We start from the raw sequence: 14,944 nt of genomic DNA on the forward strand, positions 1-14,944 counted from the left end.
CTTACTCCGTGAGCGAATTCGGCGCGATGGCCGGCGACCTGACGCCAGCCAGTTGCTGCGTCTCTACGCGGCAATTGGCGGCGGCGATGATGTCGTCGAGTGCGCTGCGCGTGCCGTTAGCGGCCACGCTGCCGTCCATCGGCCCCATGTATTTGCCGACGATGGCGTCGAACAATCCCGGCATCACGTTCGCGTAAATCGGCACCGGCACGCCCGTGCCCGGTTGTTCAAGCTTCACGTAGGTGGGCGCGTCGAGCGTGTCGGGCGAGCCTTGCGCTTCGTGCACCCATTTCTCGAAGTCCGCACGCGAGGTCACGTGCGCCTTGAAATGCATATCGGAAAAGCCTGCGCCGCTGTACGCCGACGACATGCCGGCATAGGTGCCTGTCTGGTTGGCGATCAGGTGCAGCTTGGTCTGCATGCCTGACATCGCGTAGACCATGCTGCCGAGTTGCGGGATGAAGAAGGCGTTCATCAACGACTCGGCCGTGAGTTTGAACTCGACGGGCGTGTCGACTGGCAGCACCAGCCGGTTGACGGTGGCGACGTGGTAGTCGGGATAGATGAAGAGCCACTTCCAGTTGAGCGCGACGACTTCCACGCGCACGGGCGGTTTGTCGGACGCCACCGGCTCGATCGGCCGGTACGGGTCCAGCTTGTGCGTGGTCTCCCAGATCATCACGGCGAGTGCGACGACGATGATGACGGGGATCGTCCAGACGACGACTTCGATCTTGGTGGAGTGCGACCACTTGGGCGAATAGGTCGCGGCCGTGTTCGATTCGCGATAACGCCAGAAGAACACCAGCGTGAGCACGATCACGGGCACCACGACGAGCAGCATGACACCGAGCGCGATCAGGATCAGATGCTTCTCCTGTTCGCCGACACTGCCCTTCGGGTCGAGCAATTCGAGCGTGCAACCGCTCATGGGCACCGTCGCGAGCAGCGCGCCGGCCCGGGCGCACCACCGGGCGAACCCCGTTTGCCAGCGCGTGCCGCTTATTCTGTCCGCCCGCTCCCGCGAGAGGGGCCAGACGTTATGCATGGGCATTTCGAACCTCTATGTATGGATACACAATTTGCGTTTCGAATGCTACTCACACGCATAATCCATACATCGCGACATAATGACGCAGGGAGGAACCTGTTGGCCCGGCACATGGCGCGCCGGCGCCCGATTGACTTGCCTACATAGCGTCAGCGCTGCCCGGCGGCCCGGGGCGCGGCACAGCAGTTTTGGGTATCGATCTTGCGCCCCCGGCACGACGGCAATGCGGGGGACGACTTGCACATCAGCGCGTTGGCCGGCCATGTGTAGGTGAAATGCCGGTCGAGCATGCATAGCTCGGCGGCGGCCACCTCGTCCGCTTTCATCAGGTCGACGCCCGGCAGCGTGACGCTCGCGAAGCCGCAGGCGCGCATGGCCTGCTTCACGCCGTCGGCATCGGTATCCGCGCGCTGCCAGAATGTGTAGGGCGGTGGCAGCGCGGCGCGCGTGCCGTGCACGGCGGGATCGAAGTCCGGATCGGTGCCGAAGGTTCTGCCGCGCGGCACGTTGGCGCAGGCGGGTAATTCCGGTGAATCGGTGCAAAGGATGCGGCGGCCCTGATAGCGGAACCCGATTTCAAGCATGCACAGTTGCGCCTGCGCGGCGTCGTTGGTGGACATCTCGCGCGGGGTGATATTGGCAGGGTCCGGGAAGCCGCAATCGACCATGGCCCGTCGCACACCCAACTCGCTGACGCCCGGCTGCGTCCACAGCATGTATGCCGCAGGGGGTGGCTGAAACGGCCGCGTGGTGCAAGCGGCAGCGCCAAGACAAAGCAGGACGGCGCTAAGCGTCGTGCGGACTAAGGAGACGGTTAGGAACATTGGCATAACGATTTAAAAAGCGCCATTGAGTCGCGCCGATTATAGCGACGCCCCTTCCCCATCCTTTCGCGATTCCCAATGCCGGGGCACGTGCAACAGGGCACTGTGATTTATACGGGCCGACTATTCCGACTTTTTTCGAATCCCCGAAAATCCCCGCCAGATAAGGCATTCCGCTCATCGCTTGCGCCCCCGACTCATCGGCTTTTCACCGACTTGTATTAATCACAGTTTCGGCGCGGCAGGCCGATGACGATACTTCATTCAACGGCCAACGCAACACAGCAGCCGCGAAACACCGAAGCCAAATCGAACCCTGAACCGCAACTTGAATCGCTGAAAAAAGGAGCCACACCATGTTCCCGTTCGCCTACCTCTTCGACACCTACGCCGAACCCGCCGCCAACTATGTGATCACCGTCGGCCACTTCTTCGGCTACTGAGCCGAACCAGCCGAACCAACCGAAACACCCGCCTCACCCTTAAATCGCCACACCACTGACTCAGGAGAAACACCATGGCAGCTATCGCTTACTACATCGGCCGCGACGTCGTCCCCTTCATCGCCAGCCTGCCGATCTTCAACTGAAGCACTCGTTACACCCACAACTTCGCATCTGAACAAGGAGAAACAACACATGGCCATGACCTTCATGCTTCAAGCCGCTGCGCTCGCCGGAATGATGATGGACTGCAACTTCACCGATATCTTCTGATCGGTGGCGTCCCCCGGCGTCCCTACCCCACCGACACGGAAAAAGACCACTTCACGCGGGAATGCCGCGCAGTCAAGCAGGTCTGACGTTCAGCGCCTGAAGCGAACGTCCGCGAAATCCCGTAAAAAATGCCGCTTCGATCTGCGTCGAAGCGGCATTGCGACCTTCTGGAGACTCACCGCAACGCGGTTCAACTTCTTGCCGGAATCGATACCAGCATCCCTCGTCTTGCATAGAATCGCTCGGCTTCTTTGATAGGAAGACTGACATCCATCTGGTAGGGAGGCACGCCAGACGGGTTATGAAACCGAATGTGATCGAGGTCCGATCCGTGTATGAGAACGAGGTGCCCGCCCTTGCGAGAGTTTGGCGTCTTCGGATTTCTGATTTCCGGACTCACCGAAACCATTGCCATGCAGAACGGTGAAATTTCGTTCGCAACATAGGAGAGTGGCATGTCTTCGAATACGCTGATATCGAGATGAAAGCGCACCCGCACCCAATTGCAAAACGGTCGGTAAATCAGCCCCGTCACCGAGTTGTCGCCGTGTTTGATGTATGCGCCGACCGATAGCGCCTCACAGAACATTTCATAGCGAGTTCCGTGCGGGATTGACAGAAAATCGAGAATCGATTCGAGGCATGCAATGCCGCAGATCCGTCTAGCCCAAAAACGGTAATCAGCCTCCGAGGAGAAACCCGAAAGGGTCCACATGGGATCATCACAAGGATCGATCAAGCCCGCAATGATGCCCTCGTTGAGCTCGGGCGATGCCCACTGCGATCGATAAGGAACGCCTGTGTGATGAAATTTATTGTCCATTCGTGGAACCGACGCTGTTCGCTAAGTTGTAACCGATTGGGTGGCCCCACATAGCCCGCCTCCTCGAGTTTGAACGCGTTATAGAGCGTCTGGAGCGGGGGCCTGGGGAAGTATTTAATCAGAAAACATCGCGATTTTTATCGTTTGACCGTTGGGAATTGGCCGAGAAACTCTGGCAGTGATGAGGCGATAGGAGCGATGTACCAGGGGAATTCACTGTCGAAACGAATTTGGACGGGCAGCATTGCCCTCCACCAGGACCACTTCACGCGGTCCTTTTTCTTTTGGTGGACGGCACAGGAATTTCGTCATCCGGCGTTTCCTAGTACGATTTCGGCATTACACGAAAAACTAGGGCCAGCGGGATGACTTCTCCCACCAAAGTGTTCTGCATCGAAGACGATCACGATTCGGCAGACCTGATTCGCGAAGACCTGACTGATCGCGGTTATGTCGTCAAAGTCGCACACGACTTCACGGCAGCACTCGCCACACTGGCGTCATTCATGCCCGACATCATCGTGTGCGACGTGAATGTGCCGGGCATGACCGGCTTCGAGTTTCTGGAAAGCGCACGCAGCATCATTCAGGGCGAGCGCAAGATTCCGTTCATCTTTCTGACGGGCAACGCCGACAAGGCCTCGATCATGCGCGGGCACAGCACCGGCGCCGACGAATACATGCTCAAGCCGGTCGATTTCGACGTGCTCGATACGGTGATCCGGAAATACACGCACCATGACGAGCCGGACGACGGTGCTTCGCTGCCCTTCGGCATCACCAAACGCGAAGTCGAGATTCTGCAATGGTCGGCGCGCGGCAAGACCTCCGCCGAAATCGCGATCATTCTCGATCTGAGCAAGCGAACGGTCGACTTTCACATCGACAACGCCCGCGAAAAGCTCAACGTCGCCACCCGCACCGAAGCCGTCGTGCGCGCCGCGCTGCTCAATATCATTCAGCTTTGACGGCAGACGACTCCCGTCGCCCCGCCCGCCTACGCTCAGTCCGAACGGATCCACCGCATGCCTAAAGCGTCCAAACAGCCGAACACGAAGCTCCCCGTTCGGGGGCGAATGTATCTTCTGCTCGTCATCTGCCTCGTCGTCATGGTCGCCGTGGGCGTCGTGGTGCACCGCGAAGTCGACACCGCGCAACGCACCGCACTCGCCGCCGAGCGTGCGCAGATCGACAATCTGAGCGTGCTCGAAGAACTCAACGACTACATCTCCGACTTCCGCACCGTCGAATCCGAAGCGCTCGCGCCAATGTCGCCCAAGGCGCTCGCGGCCATCCGCAGCGCCGCCGACGAGTTCGACGACAAGATCAAAAACGCCTCCGATCGCTACCAAAAGCTGCTGGTGCACGACGAATACCGTCTGGCCTTCTCGAAATTCCAGACGCAATGGGCACAGTACCGCCGCATCTCGAATCAGGTCTTTCAGCTCGCACAGAACGGTAAGCTGGGCGACGCCGTCAAGCTCTACCGGGGCGAATCGAATAACAAGTACACGCTGGCCAACAGTACTTTCGGCGCCCTGGTGTTCCGCAGCACCGAAGGGCTGATCAAAAACGTCGAGACGAAAGGCAACGCCGCCCATACCCGGTTGCTGCAAATCGACGCGCTGATCGCCGCGATGATTCTCGTCACGCTGGGCTGCCTCGTGTATGTGGATGCGGCGATGCTGCGGCCGTTCACACGCCTGATCGCGCTGGCCGGCAACGCCATCTCCGGCAAGAACAAGGCGCGCCTGCCATGGCTCACACGGGGCGACGAGATCGGCACGCTCTCGCGCACGATTGCCAAGTTTCAGGAGAGCACATCGTCACTGGTGCGCAACCAGAAGCTCACGACGGCCAAGAACACCATTCTCCAGCGGGCGCTGGCCAATGAAGAGCGTCTCAACAACTTCCAGAAGACCTTCCGCTCGATGGCCTCACACGAGTTCCGCACACTGCTCAATGTGATCGACGGCCATGCGCAGCGATTGCTGAGCCCGCGTAACGAAGAAACCGATTCGCGCCCGCGCTACACCAAGATTCGCGAAGCCGTGGCAAAGCTCAACAATGTGATTCAAAACTGGCTGGAGGCCGCGCAAAGCGCCTCGCTCGACGATCCGAAGTTCGGCAAGCGCAGCGAGTTGTCGCTGGTGGCGTTGCTGGAAGACGTGCGCGATGTGGGCTCGGACATGTTCCCCAACGCGACCATTACGGTGACCCCGACGACGGATCTCGACAGCCGCATGATCGGCGACAGCAACGTGCTGTTCCACGCGTTCATCAATATCGTGAGCAACGCGACGAAGTACACGATGCTGCCGCCCGCCATCGATATCGGTGTGGCCGATGTGGGCGATGCCCTTCGCGTGGTACTGCGCGACAACGGCACCGGTATCCCGGAGGAAGAACTCAAGGAGATCTTCCAGATGTCGTTCCGTTCGCGCAGCAATGCCGTGCTCGAAGATGGCTCGGGGGTCGGGCTGGCCGTCGTGCACGCGGCCATCGAATTCCATCAAGGCACGATCGAGGTGACCAGTCAGGTCGGTGTGGGCACCACGTTCACCATCACGCTGCCGAAGGCGCCGGTCGTTCAGGAAGCTGCCGAGGCCTGAGCCTGCACCTTCGCCACGTCGGCTGGCGTCAGCCCGCCGACGGCACCACATCGCTGGCGCTGCCACCACCACCCAGCGTCTTGTACAGCGCCATGCGGTTGTTGAGCCGATTCAGGCGCACCAGCGCATCGGCGCTTTGTGCGTCCCGCACACGCTGCTGCTGATCCAGCCATAACTGCACGCCCGTGGCCCCTGCGAGAAAACGCGAGCGCGCCAGCGTCTCGGCGCGCTGCGCCTGCGCGAGCGACAGCGTACGCTGCTCGCCCTCGCGGGTCAGTTGCTCACGCGCCGACAATGCGTTCTCGACTTCACCCAGCGCCGTGTAGAGCGTCTTGCGGAACAAGATCACTGCCTCGTCGAACTGCGTTTGCGACACCTTGATCTGCAACTGCATGGTGTTCCACTGAATGAACGGCAGTGCCAGCCCCAGCCCCAGCGAGCCCACCGGATTCATCAGCGCACTCGACAGATTCGTGCTCGTCGTACCGGCCTGCCCCGTCAGTGTGAACGTCGGATAGAAGCTGGTGCGGGTGACATCGACATTCGCCAGAAACCCGCGCAGACGCCATTCCGCAGCACGCACATCCGGGCGGCGGCTCAGCAACTCGGCGGGCAAGCCCGCAGGCACCACCGGCAACGCGGCGGCCGGCAAGGCCGACGGCTCGGGTGCCGACTGCTCGGGCGGCCGGTCGAACAGAATGGCCAGCGCGTTACGGTTCTCCGTGCGCTGCTGCACGAGTTGCGTGATCGCGGCACGTTGCTGAGAGAGGTTCTGTTCGGTCTGCGCTACATCCAGCCCCGAGACGGCCCCTGCCGCATACTTCGAGCGCACCAGCGCCAGCGTGCGTTCCGCATAGGCAATGTTGGCTTCGGCGTAGGCAATCTGTTCATTCAGATAGCCGATCTGCCAATAGAAGCTCGCCGTCGAACTGATCAGCGACAGCCGGGTGGCCTCACGGTCGGCGTCGGTCGCATCGGCTTCCCAGCGGGCGGCGTCGCGTTGTGCGGCCAGCTTGCCCCACAGATCCAGCTCGTAGCTCACCTGCACCTGCAACTGACTGCCGCGCGACATCCGATGCGTGTCGAGCGTGCGGCTGACCTGCCCATTGCCCTGCACGGTCACGCCGGGCGTGAGATTCGTATCGGCAAGCCCGGCCTGCAACTGCGCGCGGTAGACGCGGATACCTGCCGCCGCCAGATCGTTGTTGGCGGCGAGTACGTCAGTCATCAAACGGTCGAGCACCGGGTCGCCGAAGGCGCGCCAGAAGTCCGGTGCCATGAGCGGCGCCGGGGCGGTTGCCGTGCCGGCTGCCGCTGCGGTTGACACCGGCGCCGCAGTGCCGCTCCATTGCGTCGGCACCGGCACCGCCGGCAGCGGTTCGTGACGCACACCGGCACAGCCGGAGAGCAACACGGTCGCGCTCGCCGCGAGGGCGAGCAGCGTGCGGGAAACCGTGGGAAACGTCGGCATCACAGAACTCGTGGAATTACGGATCATCAGTCGCTACCTCAATCGCGCGCGAGCGCTTCAACCGGATCGAGCCGGGCGGCATTGCGCGCCGGCATGAAACCGAAGACCACACCGATGAGCGTCGAACACAGGAATGCCGTGACGATCGAGCCCATCGAAAACACCATCTTCCACTTGGCGACGAACAGCGAGAACACGAAGCTCGCCCCGAACGACAGCGCAATACCGATCGCACCGCCCATCAGACAGACCATCACCGCCTCGACCAGAAACTGCTGCATGATGTCGCTCTGACGCGCGCCGACAGCCATTCGGATGCCGATCTCCCGCGTACGCTCGGTGACCGACACGATCATGATGTTCATCACGCCAATACCCCCCACCACCAGCGAAATCACGGCAATCAGCGAGAGCAGCAACGTGAGCGACTGGCTGGTCTTCTCGACCGTCTTCACGATGCTGTCCATGTTGTAGGTAAAGAAGTCCTTGCGCCCGTGGCGCTGCGTCATCAGCGTCTCAAGACTCTTCTCGGCAATCTTGCTCGGCTGACCGTCGCGCACCCGCACGGTGATGCTGTCGACGTTGCGTTGCCCGAACAGGCGGCCACTCGCCGTGGTGTATGGCACCCAGATGTTCAGGCTCTTCATGTCGCCAAAGGCGCTCTTCTTCTCTTCCGTCACACCGATCACCACGCACGGCAGGTTGTCGACGAAGATCACTTCGCCCAGCGGATTCGGGTTCGTCGGGAAGAGCTTGCGGCGCGTGTTCTGATCGATCACGGCGACCTGTGCCTGACGGCGCACCTCATCGGGACCGAAGGCGATACCCTGCGCGATCTTCATGCCGCGCACCTGGAAGAAGCTCTCCCCGACGCCGGTCACGGTCGCGTTGGCGTCCACGTTGCGGTAGCGCAGCAGCAGGTTGCGCGCGGTCTCGGGCGTCACGCTGTCGACATAGTTCTGTTCGGTCAGCGCGTACACGTCTTCCGGCACCAGCGTCTGAATCGTGCCCGCGCGGCTGTCGCCCCAGTCTTTGCCGGGATAAATGTTGATGGTGTTCGTCCCGATGCTGCCGATCTCGGCGAGCATGTAGCGCTTGGCGCCTTCGCCAATGGCAACGATCGACACCACCGACGTGATACCGATGATGATGCCGAGCATCGTCAGGAACGTGCGCAGACGGTGTGAGACCAGCGCAATCCACGCCATGCGGAACGCCTCGGCAAAGCGGCCGACGCCGCCGGTCCAGCGACGCTCGGGCATCGGCGACGTGCTGGCGAGGGCGTCGCCGGTGGCGGCCGCCGTGGCTGCGTTTGCGCCGACGTCCGCCTTCGCGGCGTTGGCGACTTCGTCACCGTCGTCGTCCGGCGCCCCGGGCGCTACCGCTTCGTCATCGGCTACCGGCGTGTTCTGCCGGTCGGCGACCACTTCGCCGTCGCGAATCTCGATGATGCGACGCGCGTGAGCGGCCACGTGCTCGTCGTGCGTAACGATGATGACCGTATGCCCGAGCGCGTTGAGTTCGCGCAGGATACGGATGACCTCCTTGCCGCTACGGGTATCGAGCGCCCCGGTCGGCTCGTCGGCCAGAATCACATCGCCGCCGTTCATCAGCGCACGCGCAATACTCACGCGCTGCTGCTGACCACCGGACAACTGGCTGGGCCGATGATGCGTACGATCCGCCAGACCCAAGCGGGAAAGCAGTTGCTCGGCCCGGGCGCGGCGAGCCGCGTGCGGTGCGCCGGTGTAGACCGCCGGCATCTCCACATTCCCCGCGGCCTCCAGATGGGGCAACAGGTGATAACGCTGGAAGATGAAGCCGAAGTGTTCGCGGCGCAGTTGAGCGAGCGCGTCGGCATCGAGATCACGGGTCTCGCGCCCGGCCACGCGGTAGCTGCCTTCGCTCGGGTGGTCGAGACAGCCGAGGATGTTCATCAGCGTCGACTTGCCGGAACCCGACGCGCCCATGATCGCAACGATCTCCCCCGCCTCGATGGTGAGGTTCACGTTGCGCAGCACGACGACGTCGCGATCGCCCGCCGGAAACCGCCGCGTGATACCGGTCAGTTCAAGCATGGGATGCGCCATCGGGTGCGGCGGGGCCGGGTGTGTCGCGGAGGGGGGCGTCATGGTTTCAGCCATTGCCATTACCCCGCGCTGACCGAATCACCGGACGCATCGTTGCGTGCGTCCTTGACGTCGCCGGTCTCGCCGATCACGACCTGATCGCCGGCAGCGAGCCCTTCCTTCACTTCGACCTTCACGTTGTTGTTCAGCCCCGTGCGGACCTGACGCGTGACCACCTTGCCGTCCGCACCGACCACCCGCACGTCATAGCGACCGTCCGCCTGCTTCTTGCCCAGCGCGGCCACAGGAATGCTCAGGGCCTGCTTGGCGGTGCTCAGCAGGACATTGACCTGTGCAGTCATCGAGATGCGCAGCTTGTGATCGGGGTTGGGCACTTCGAACAACGCGTTGTAGAACACCGCAGTATTGCTGCGCGACCCGCCCAGCCCGCCGAGCGAGCCCTGCGTGTCGAGGAAGTTCTGCGGTGCCGGTTCGATCGCGCGCAGCTTGCCGTAGTAACGCTTGTCCGGCTCGCCAAGAATCGTGAAGTACGTCGTCTGGCCCGGCGCGATACGGATCACGTCGGCCTCCGACACCTGCGCCTTGATGGTCATCGTGTCCAGATCGGCCAGCTTCAGAATCACCGGCGCCTGCTGCTGCGCAATCACGGTCTGGCCTTCCTGCGTGACGATGGCCACGACCTGACCGTCCATCGGCGCGACGATACGCGTGTAGCCGAGGTTGGCGCGGGCCGACTCGATCTGGATCGCTGCCGAACGGATCTTTGCTTCCAGCGCCGCCAGGTTCGCCCGTTGCGCATCGAGATCGGCTTGTGCCGCTTCGAAATCCTGACGCGAGGTCGCATCGTCGGGCAGCATCTGCCGCTGACGCCGGAACGCCAGATCGGCCTTCGCCAGCAACGCCTGCGTGGCGCGACGCTGCGCTTGCAGGTCCTGCTCATTGGCTTCGGCCTGACGCAGCGTGTTCTGCGAGAGCACCGGATCGATCTCGGCGAGCCACTGGCCCTTGGTCACCTTGTCGCCCAGCTTGACCTTGAGCGACTTCAACTGCCCCGACACCTGCGCGCCGACATCGACCTGCGTGAAGGCCACCAACGTGCCCGTGGCAAGCACGGCATTCTCGAGGTCGCTGCGCTCGACCTTGGCGGTCAGATACTGCGGCGGTTTCGGCGAGACGACACTGCGAATCCCGAGAATCAGGAGAACGGCGAGCACGACAAGACTGGCGACGAGATAACGCCGGCGTCGAATGAACTGGATCATGGAGCGATGTGAACGATCAAAGAAGGCGCGTCAAAGAAAGCGGGTTGCCCGGACCGGCGCCGCGCAGAGGCCATCTGAAGATCAGACGGGTGGGACGTGGCGCCAGCGCCGCTTGCCTGCCGGCCGACCGGCCAGCCAGACCACTGGCTAGTTCCACGCCTCCGCTCGGCAGCACCGTTCGGAGCACGAAAAGTAGAGAGTTTAAGGGCTTTGCTGCCTTTGAAAAAAGATCACCGCACCAAACGCATCAGAAACTCCCCTCGTTGGAAGCAGTGTCTCACTGGCCCATGACGCTGAAAACTTGTACAAATCACAGTTGGCCGGATGGCGCGAGTCCGGCAACGTGCCGGGCAGACCGTTGCCGCCGGACGCGGTGGTATATTCCCCCCGCACTTCAGGGAACCTTATGAAAACCGAAATCTTCTACGCTCTCTACCTGATCGCCATCGTGACCGAAGCGATGTCAGGCGCGATCATGGGGATGCAACGCGGCATGGACCGCTTCGGACTCGCCTTCGTCGGCATGGTCACCGCGCTCGGTGGCGGCACGATTCGCGACGTATTGTTCGGCCGCCATCCGCTGGTTTGGATCGCCCATCCGGAGTACCTCTTGCTCACGCTTGGGGCGGCCACGCTCGCGTCCATCGTCGCGCGCCACATTCACCGGCTGCGCATGACGTTCATCACCGTGGACGCCATCGGGCTTGCCGCCTTCACGATTCTCGGCTGCGACATCGGCATGACCGTGAGTACCAGCCCGGTGATCGTCGTGCTCGCGGGCGTGCTGACGGGTATCGGCGGCGGGATGCTGCGCGATCTGCTGTGCGGACAGGTGCCGATGGTACTGCGCCGCGAGATGTACGCGAGCGTGGCGTGCATCGCCGGCGCGCTCTACGTCGCCATGCTGCACTTCGGCGTCGAGAACGGCATCGCCACCGCCATCGGCTGCGTCGCGGGCTTCGTCATCCGCATGCTGGCCGTGTGGTTCGGCTGGCGCTTTCGCACCTTCGAGAACGACGCGCCGACGGAGCCGCTGCATTGATCTGTACAGGCATGGCATCAAAAGAAAGACGACGCCCGGCAAAGGCGCCGCCTTTTTTCATCGCTTGATCACGTCAGCGCGTCATCTCGTCATCTCGTCATCTCGTCATTGCGCCTTGGGCGTATCGACGGGCGACGCGACGGCTGGCTCGATCGGCCCCCCAAAGCCGTACTTCGCGCGCGGGCGCAGCATGAACGCCTGCGTGCGCTGTTCCATCACATGCGCCACCCAGCCAGCCGAGCGGCCGATCACCCAGATCGCCGTCGCGGTACCGTCCGGCAAGCCGAGGGCACGTGCCAGCACCACGATGCCCATGGCCAAACCCGGGTGCGCACTCAACTCCGAGCGCATGCGCGCCAGAAAATCGAGCGTCAGGCGAGTCCCCGCCGCGCGCTGAGTGTCGATACCCGCCGCCTCATCGCGCTGCGCCGCGAGTTCAGCCAGTTGCATCATCAGGTCCGCGCGCGCATCGCCGCCCGGATATAGCGGATGGTTGAAGGCGAACAGGCTCGCGCCATATTCGCGCACCCGGTCCTTGCGCGAATCGAGCGCGTCGAGCGGTTCGCATAGCAGCAGCGTCTCGATCTTCTCCGTGCTGGTACCCGTTGAAAAACCGATGTGCGAGCCGATAGCCGCGGCCACGCAACTGAACAGGTCGGCATTGGTCGACGCCGCCACCCGTGCCGCAAACGTCGCCGGCGCCAACTCGTTATCGGCGGTCAGCACCAGCGCCGCGTTCACTGCGCGCAGGTTCTCCGGCGTCACCTCGGCACCCGCTGCGCGCAAGATCTGCGCCGCTACGGTCTCGTCGGCGGTGCGTGCCACGTACGCGCGCTTTGGTCCGAGAAACCCCACGCATCCCGCCATGCAATGCAGCATCAGACGTGCGGCCTGCACCGCGCTACCATCGGCAATTTCGCGCGGCCCGCGCCCCTGCATCGCCAGCGCAAACGGCACCATGCCCAGCAAATTACCGATGTCTGCGCTGGCCACTTCGCCGTTGTAGGTCGAGAGAAAACGCAACACGTCCGGCGGCGTCTCCTGCGGCGACCACACAGCGAGGCTGTCCTGCCAGATGCCGGTCATCAGCAGGTGCACCACCGACTCGAACGATGCCCCGGCGCTCGCCAGATCCGTCGCCAGCCGGTTGCGATAACGCGGCCCGTGCGGCGTGATCTGGGTAATCGCCGAATGCAACACCGGGTCACCGAAGCGCATGGTCGATTCGGCCACCGAGCCCGTCGGTGCGCGCCCGCGCTTGCGGGTGCCCAGACGCTCCACATCGCGGCGCAGGTAGAGGCTCTTGCGGCCATCCTCGTGCGGTCGCGCCCGGATCAACCCCCGGCTCACATAGGCGTACAACGTGGCCGGTTTGATCTCCAGCAGCGCGAGCACTTCTTCACGCGTCATCAAGTCGTTTTGTTGCGTCATCGTATTCCCCGGGGAAACCCGTACCCTGCGCAACCCCTTGCCGGATAAGGATTCCCGTCATGCATTCGTCAAAGATCCGTCACATGATGCCACAGTGATATTGACTTTAATAATCAATATTGATAAACACAAAATCGGCCAGTAAAGTCAACTCCGAACACACAACAAAGGCACTGCGGGACCGGGTTCGTCCGGCGCTCAGCAGGCCGACCATCGGAGACAAGGCATGGCCCAGAACATCCCATCGGGGTACGCCGAACGCATCGACGTTCGCGACACCCTGCAAGCCGCCCCGCTAGGGGCCTATCACTTCAAGCTGGCGATTCTGCTGGCGCTCATCCTGCTGTTCGACGGCTACGACCTCTACAACGCCGCCTACATCGTTCATGACGTGGCCTCGCTCTGGCATATGTCGCCGAGCCAGATCGGCGTGCTGCTGTCGTGCGGACTGGCCGGTTTTGCGGCGGGCTCTGCCGCCTCGGGTCTGTTCAGCGACCGTATCGGACGCCGCCGCGTGCTGCTCACCGGTATCTGGCTCGCGGGGCTTTTCAGTCTCGCGATTGCGCTCTTCGCGCATGACCTGACCACGTTCATTGCGCTGCGTTTCGTGATGGGCATCTCGCTCGGCTTGCTCATGCCGGTGGCTGTGACCTACATCAACGAGATCGCGCCGAAGCGCAGTGCCAACGTCTTCACCATCGTGTTTTTCACCTGCGGCTGGATCGGCGGTGCCACTGCGTCGGGCTTCATCGCGGCGTGGCTGATTCCGCAGTACGGCTGGCAGAGCATGTATTTCGTCGGCGCGCTGTCGGTGGTGCTGGCGCTGGTGTTGCAGTTCGTATTGCCGGAATCGGTGTCGTTTCTCGCGAGTCGCGGCCATCAGGACGCCGTGCGGGCGCAACTCACCCGCCTGTGGCCTGCCCGCGCAGCGGAGTTTGCCAATGCCGTCTTCACGTCGCCCGACGCTGGCGTGAAAGCCGGTTCCGTCGCGGCACTGTTCTCCGGCGCGTTCCGCCGTCAGACGTTGTGTTTCTGGGCGATGGGTGCACTATCGCTGTTCTCGTCGTACGGGCTGTCGGGCTGGTTGCCGACCATCATGTTGAGGCGCGGCGAAAACCTCTCGACGAGTTTTGCCTACGGCTCGCTGCTGGTATTCGCATCGGCCTTCGGCAGCCTGATCTGTGGCGTGGTCGCCGACCGCATCGGCAACCGCCGTCTGGCCATGTCGCTGGCGTGGCTGGCGGGGGCGGCCGCCATCGGCGTGCTCGCCGTCGCGACCGGCGGCAAGGTGACGTTTCTCGGCATCGTCGTCGCGGGCATGTTCGTGATCGGCACGCAGACGGTGCTCAACAATCTCGTTGCCGTGAGCTACCCGACGGAGATTCGCAGCACCGCTGTCGGCCTGTATCTGGGTATCGCACGCGTCGGTGCCATGTGCGGCCCAGCCATCGCAGGCGTGCTGCAACAGGCCACCGGTGGCGCAGGCGCCATGTTCGTGGTGCTGGGCGCCGCGCTGGTGAGCGCCGCCGCGCTCGTGTTCCTCGTGGCCCGGCCCGAAAGCCTGCCGAAAGCCCCCGCCTTCGGTCACTGAATCGGCTTCATGCAGTTCGGCGCGGGCATCC

The 14,944-nt window shown here is 62.8% G+C and carries 11 protein-coding genes; 4 read left to right on the top strand and 7 right to left on the bottom strand.

The genetic code is table 11. The features are described 5' to 3' along the window. Position 1 precedes the first annotated feature (1 nt). From cyoA to CDV46_RS19235, 3 genes are all read right to left on the bottom strand, one after another. Positions 2-931: a ubiquinol oxidase subunit II gene (cyoA, locus tag CDV46_RS19225; RefSeq protein WP_249277569.1), complete on the bottom strand. Its 930-nt coding sequence runs from the start codon at positions 929-931 to the stop codon at positions 2-4. A 269-nt stretch (positions 932-1,200) separates the two neighbouring features. Further along, on the bottom strand, positions 1,201-1,767 hold the full coding sequence (locus tag CDV46_RS19230; protein WP_254916123.1) for a hypothetical protein: 567 nt from the start codon (positions 1,765-1,767) through the stop codon (positions 1,201-1,203). A 1,014-nt stretch (positions 1,768-2,781) separates the two neighbouring features. After that, entirely contained in the window at positions 2,782-3,414 is a 633-nt protein-coding gene (locus CDV46_RS19235) for a hypothetical protein (protein ID WP_087724287.1), read from the bottom strand. A gap of 365 nt (positions 3,415-3,779) precedes the next feature. Between CDV46_RS19235 and CDV46_RS19240 the strand changes: the two genes are divergently transcribed. Together CDV46_RS19240 and CDV46_RS19245 are read left to right on the top strand one after the other, a co-directional pair. Continuing rightward, complete coding sequence (locus tag CDV46_RS19240) at positions 3,780-4,382, top strand: response regulator transcription factor (protein WP_087688504.1); 603 nt, start codon at positions 3,780-3,782, stop codon at positions 4,380-4,382. A gap of 57 nt (positions 4,383-4,439) precedes the next feature. After that, positions 4,440-6,026 (top strand): sensor histidine kinase, encoded by a 1,587-nt coding sequence (locus CDV46_RS19245; RefSeq protein ID WP_087724290.1) that lies wholly within the window; start codon positions 4,440-4,442, stop codon positions 6,024-6,026. A 28-nt stretch (positions 6,027-6,054) separates the two neighbouring features. On the opposite strand, the gene CDV46_RS19250 is transcribed toward CDV46_RS19245, so the two are convergent. The 3 genes from CDV46_RS19250 to macA are packed head-to-tail and all read right to left on the bottom strand — an operon-like array spanning position 6,055 to position 10,849. Next, the gene (locus CDV46_RS19250) at positions 6,055-7,497 is read right to left on the bottom strand and encodes an efflux transporter outer membrane subunit (protein WP_087724292.1); all 1,443 of its coding nucleotides are present in this window, start codon (positions 7,495-7,497) and stop codon (positions 6,055-6,057) included. Between the two features lie 38 nt (positions 7,498-7,535). Then, complete coding sequence (locus tag CDV46_RS19255; RefSeq protein WP_087724294.1) at positions 7,536-9,587, bottom strand: MacB family efflux pump subunit; 2,052 nt, start codon at positions 9,585-9,587, stop codon at positions 7,536-7,538. A 59-nt stretch (positions 9,588-9,646) separates the two neighbouring features. After that, a complete protein-coding gene (macA, locus tag CDV46_RS19260; protein ID WP_087724297.1) occupies positions 9,647-10,849 on the bottom strand; it encodes a macrolide transporter subunit MacA in 1,203 nt (400 codons plus the stop codon). 406 nt (positions 10,850-11,255) lie between these two features. Between macA and CDV46_RS19265 the strand changes: the two genes are divergently transcribed. Beyond that, entirely contained in the window at positions 11,256-11,891 is a 636-nt protein-coding gene (locus CDV46_RS19265) for a trimeric intracellular cation channel family protein (protein WP_087688508.1), read from the top strand. A gap of 105 nt (positions 11,892-11,996) precedes the next feature. On the opposite strand, the gene CDV46_RS19270 is transcribed toward CDV46_RS19265, so the two are convergent. Further along, a complete protein-coding gene (locus CDV46_RS19270) occupies positions 11,997-13,322 on the bottom strand; it encodes a citrate synthase (RefSeq protein WP_254916124.1) in 1,326 nt (441 codons plus the stop codon). Between the two features lie 226 nt (positions 13,323-13,548). Between CDV46_RS19270 and CDV46_RS19275 the strand changes: the two genes are divergently transcribed. Beyond that, on the top strand, positions 13,549-14,913 hold the full coding sequence (locus CDV46_RS19275) for an MFS transporter (RefSeq protein ID WP_087724299.1): 1,365 nt from the start codon (positions 13,549-13,551) through the stop codon (positions 14,911-14,913). Positions 14,914-14,944: the final 31 nt, after the last annotated feature.

Source organism: Pandoraea sp. PE-S2T-3 (assembly GCF_002179965.1).
In the GTDB taxonomy this organism is placed as follows: domain Bacteria; phylum Pseudomonadota; class Gammaproteobacteria; order Burkholderiales; family Burkholderiaceae; genus Pandoraea.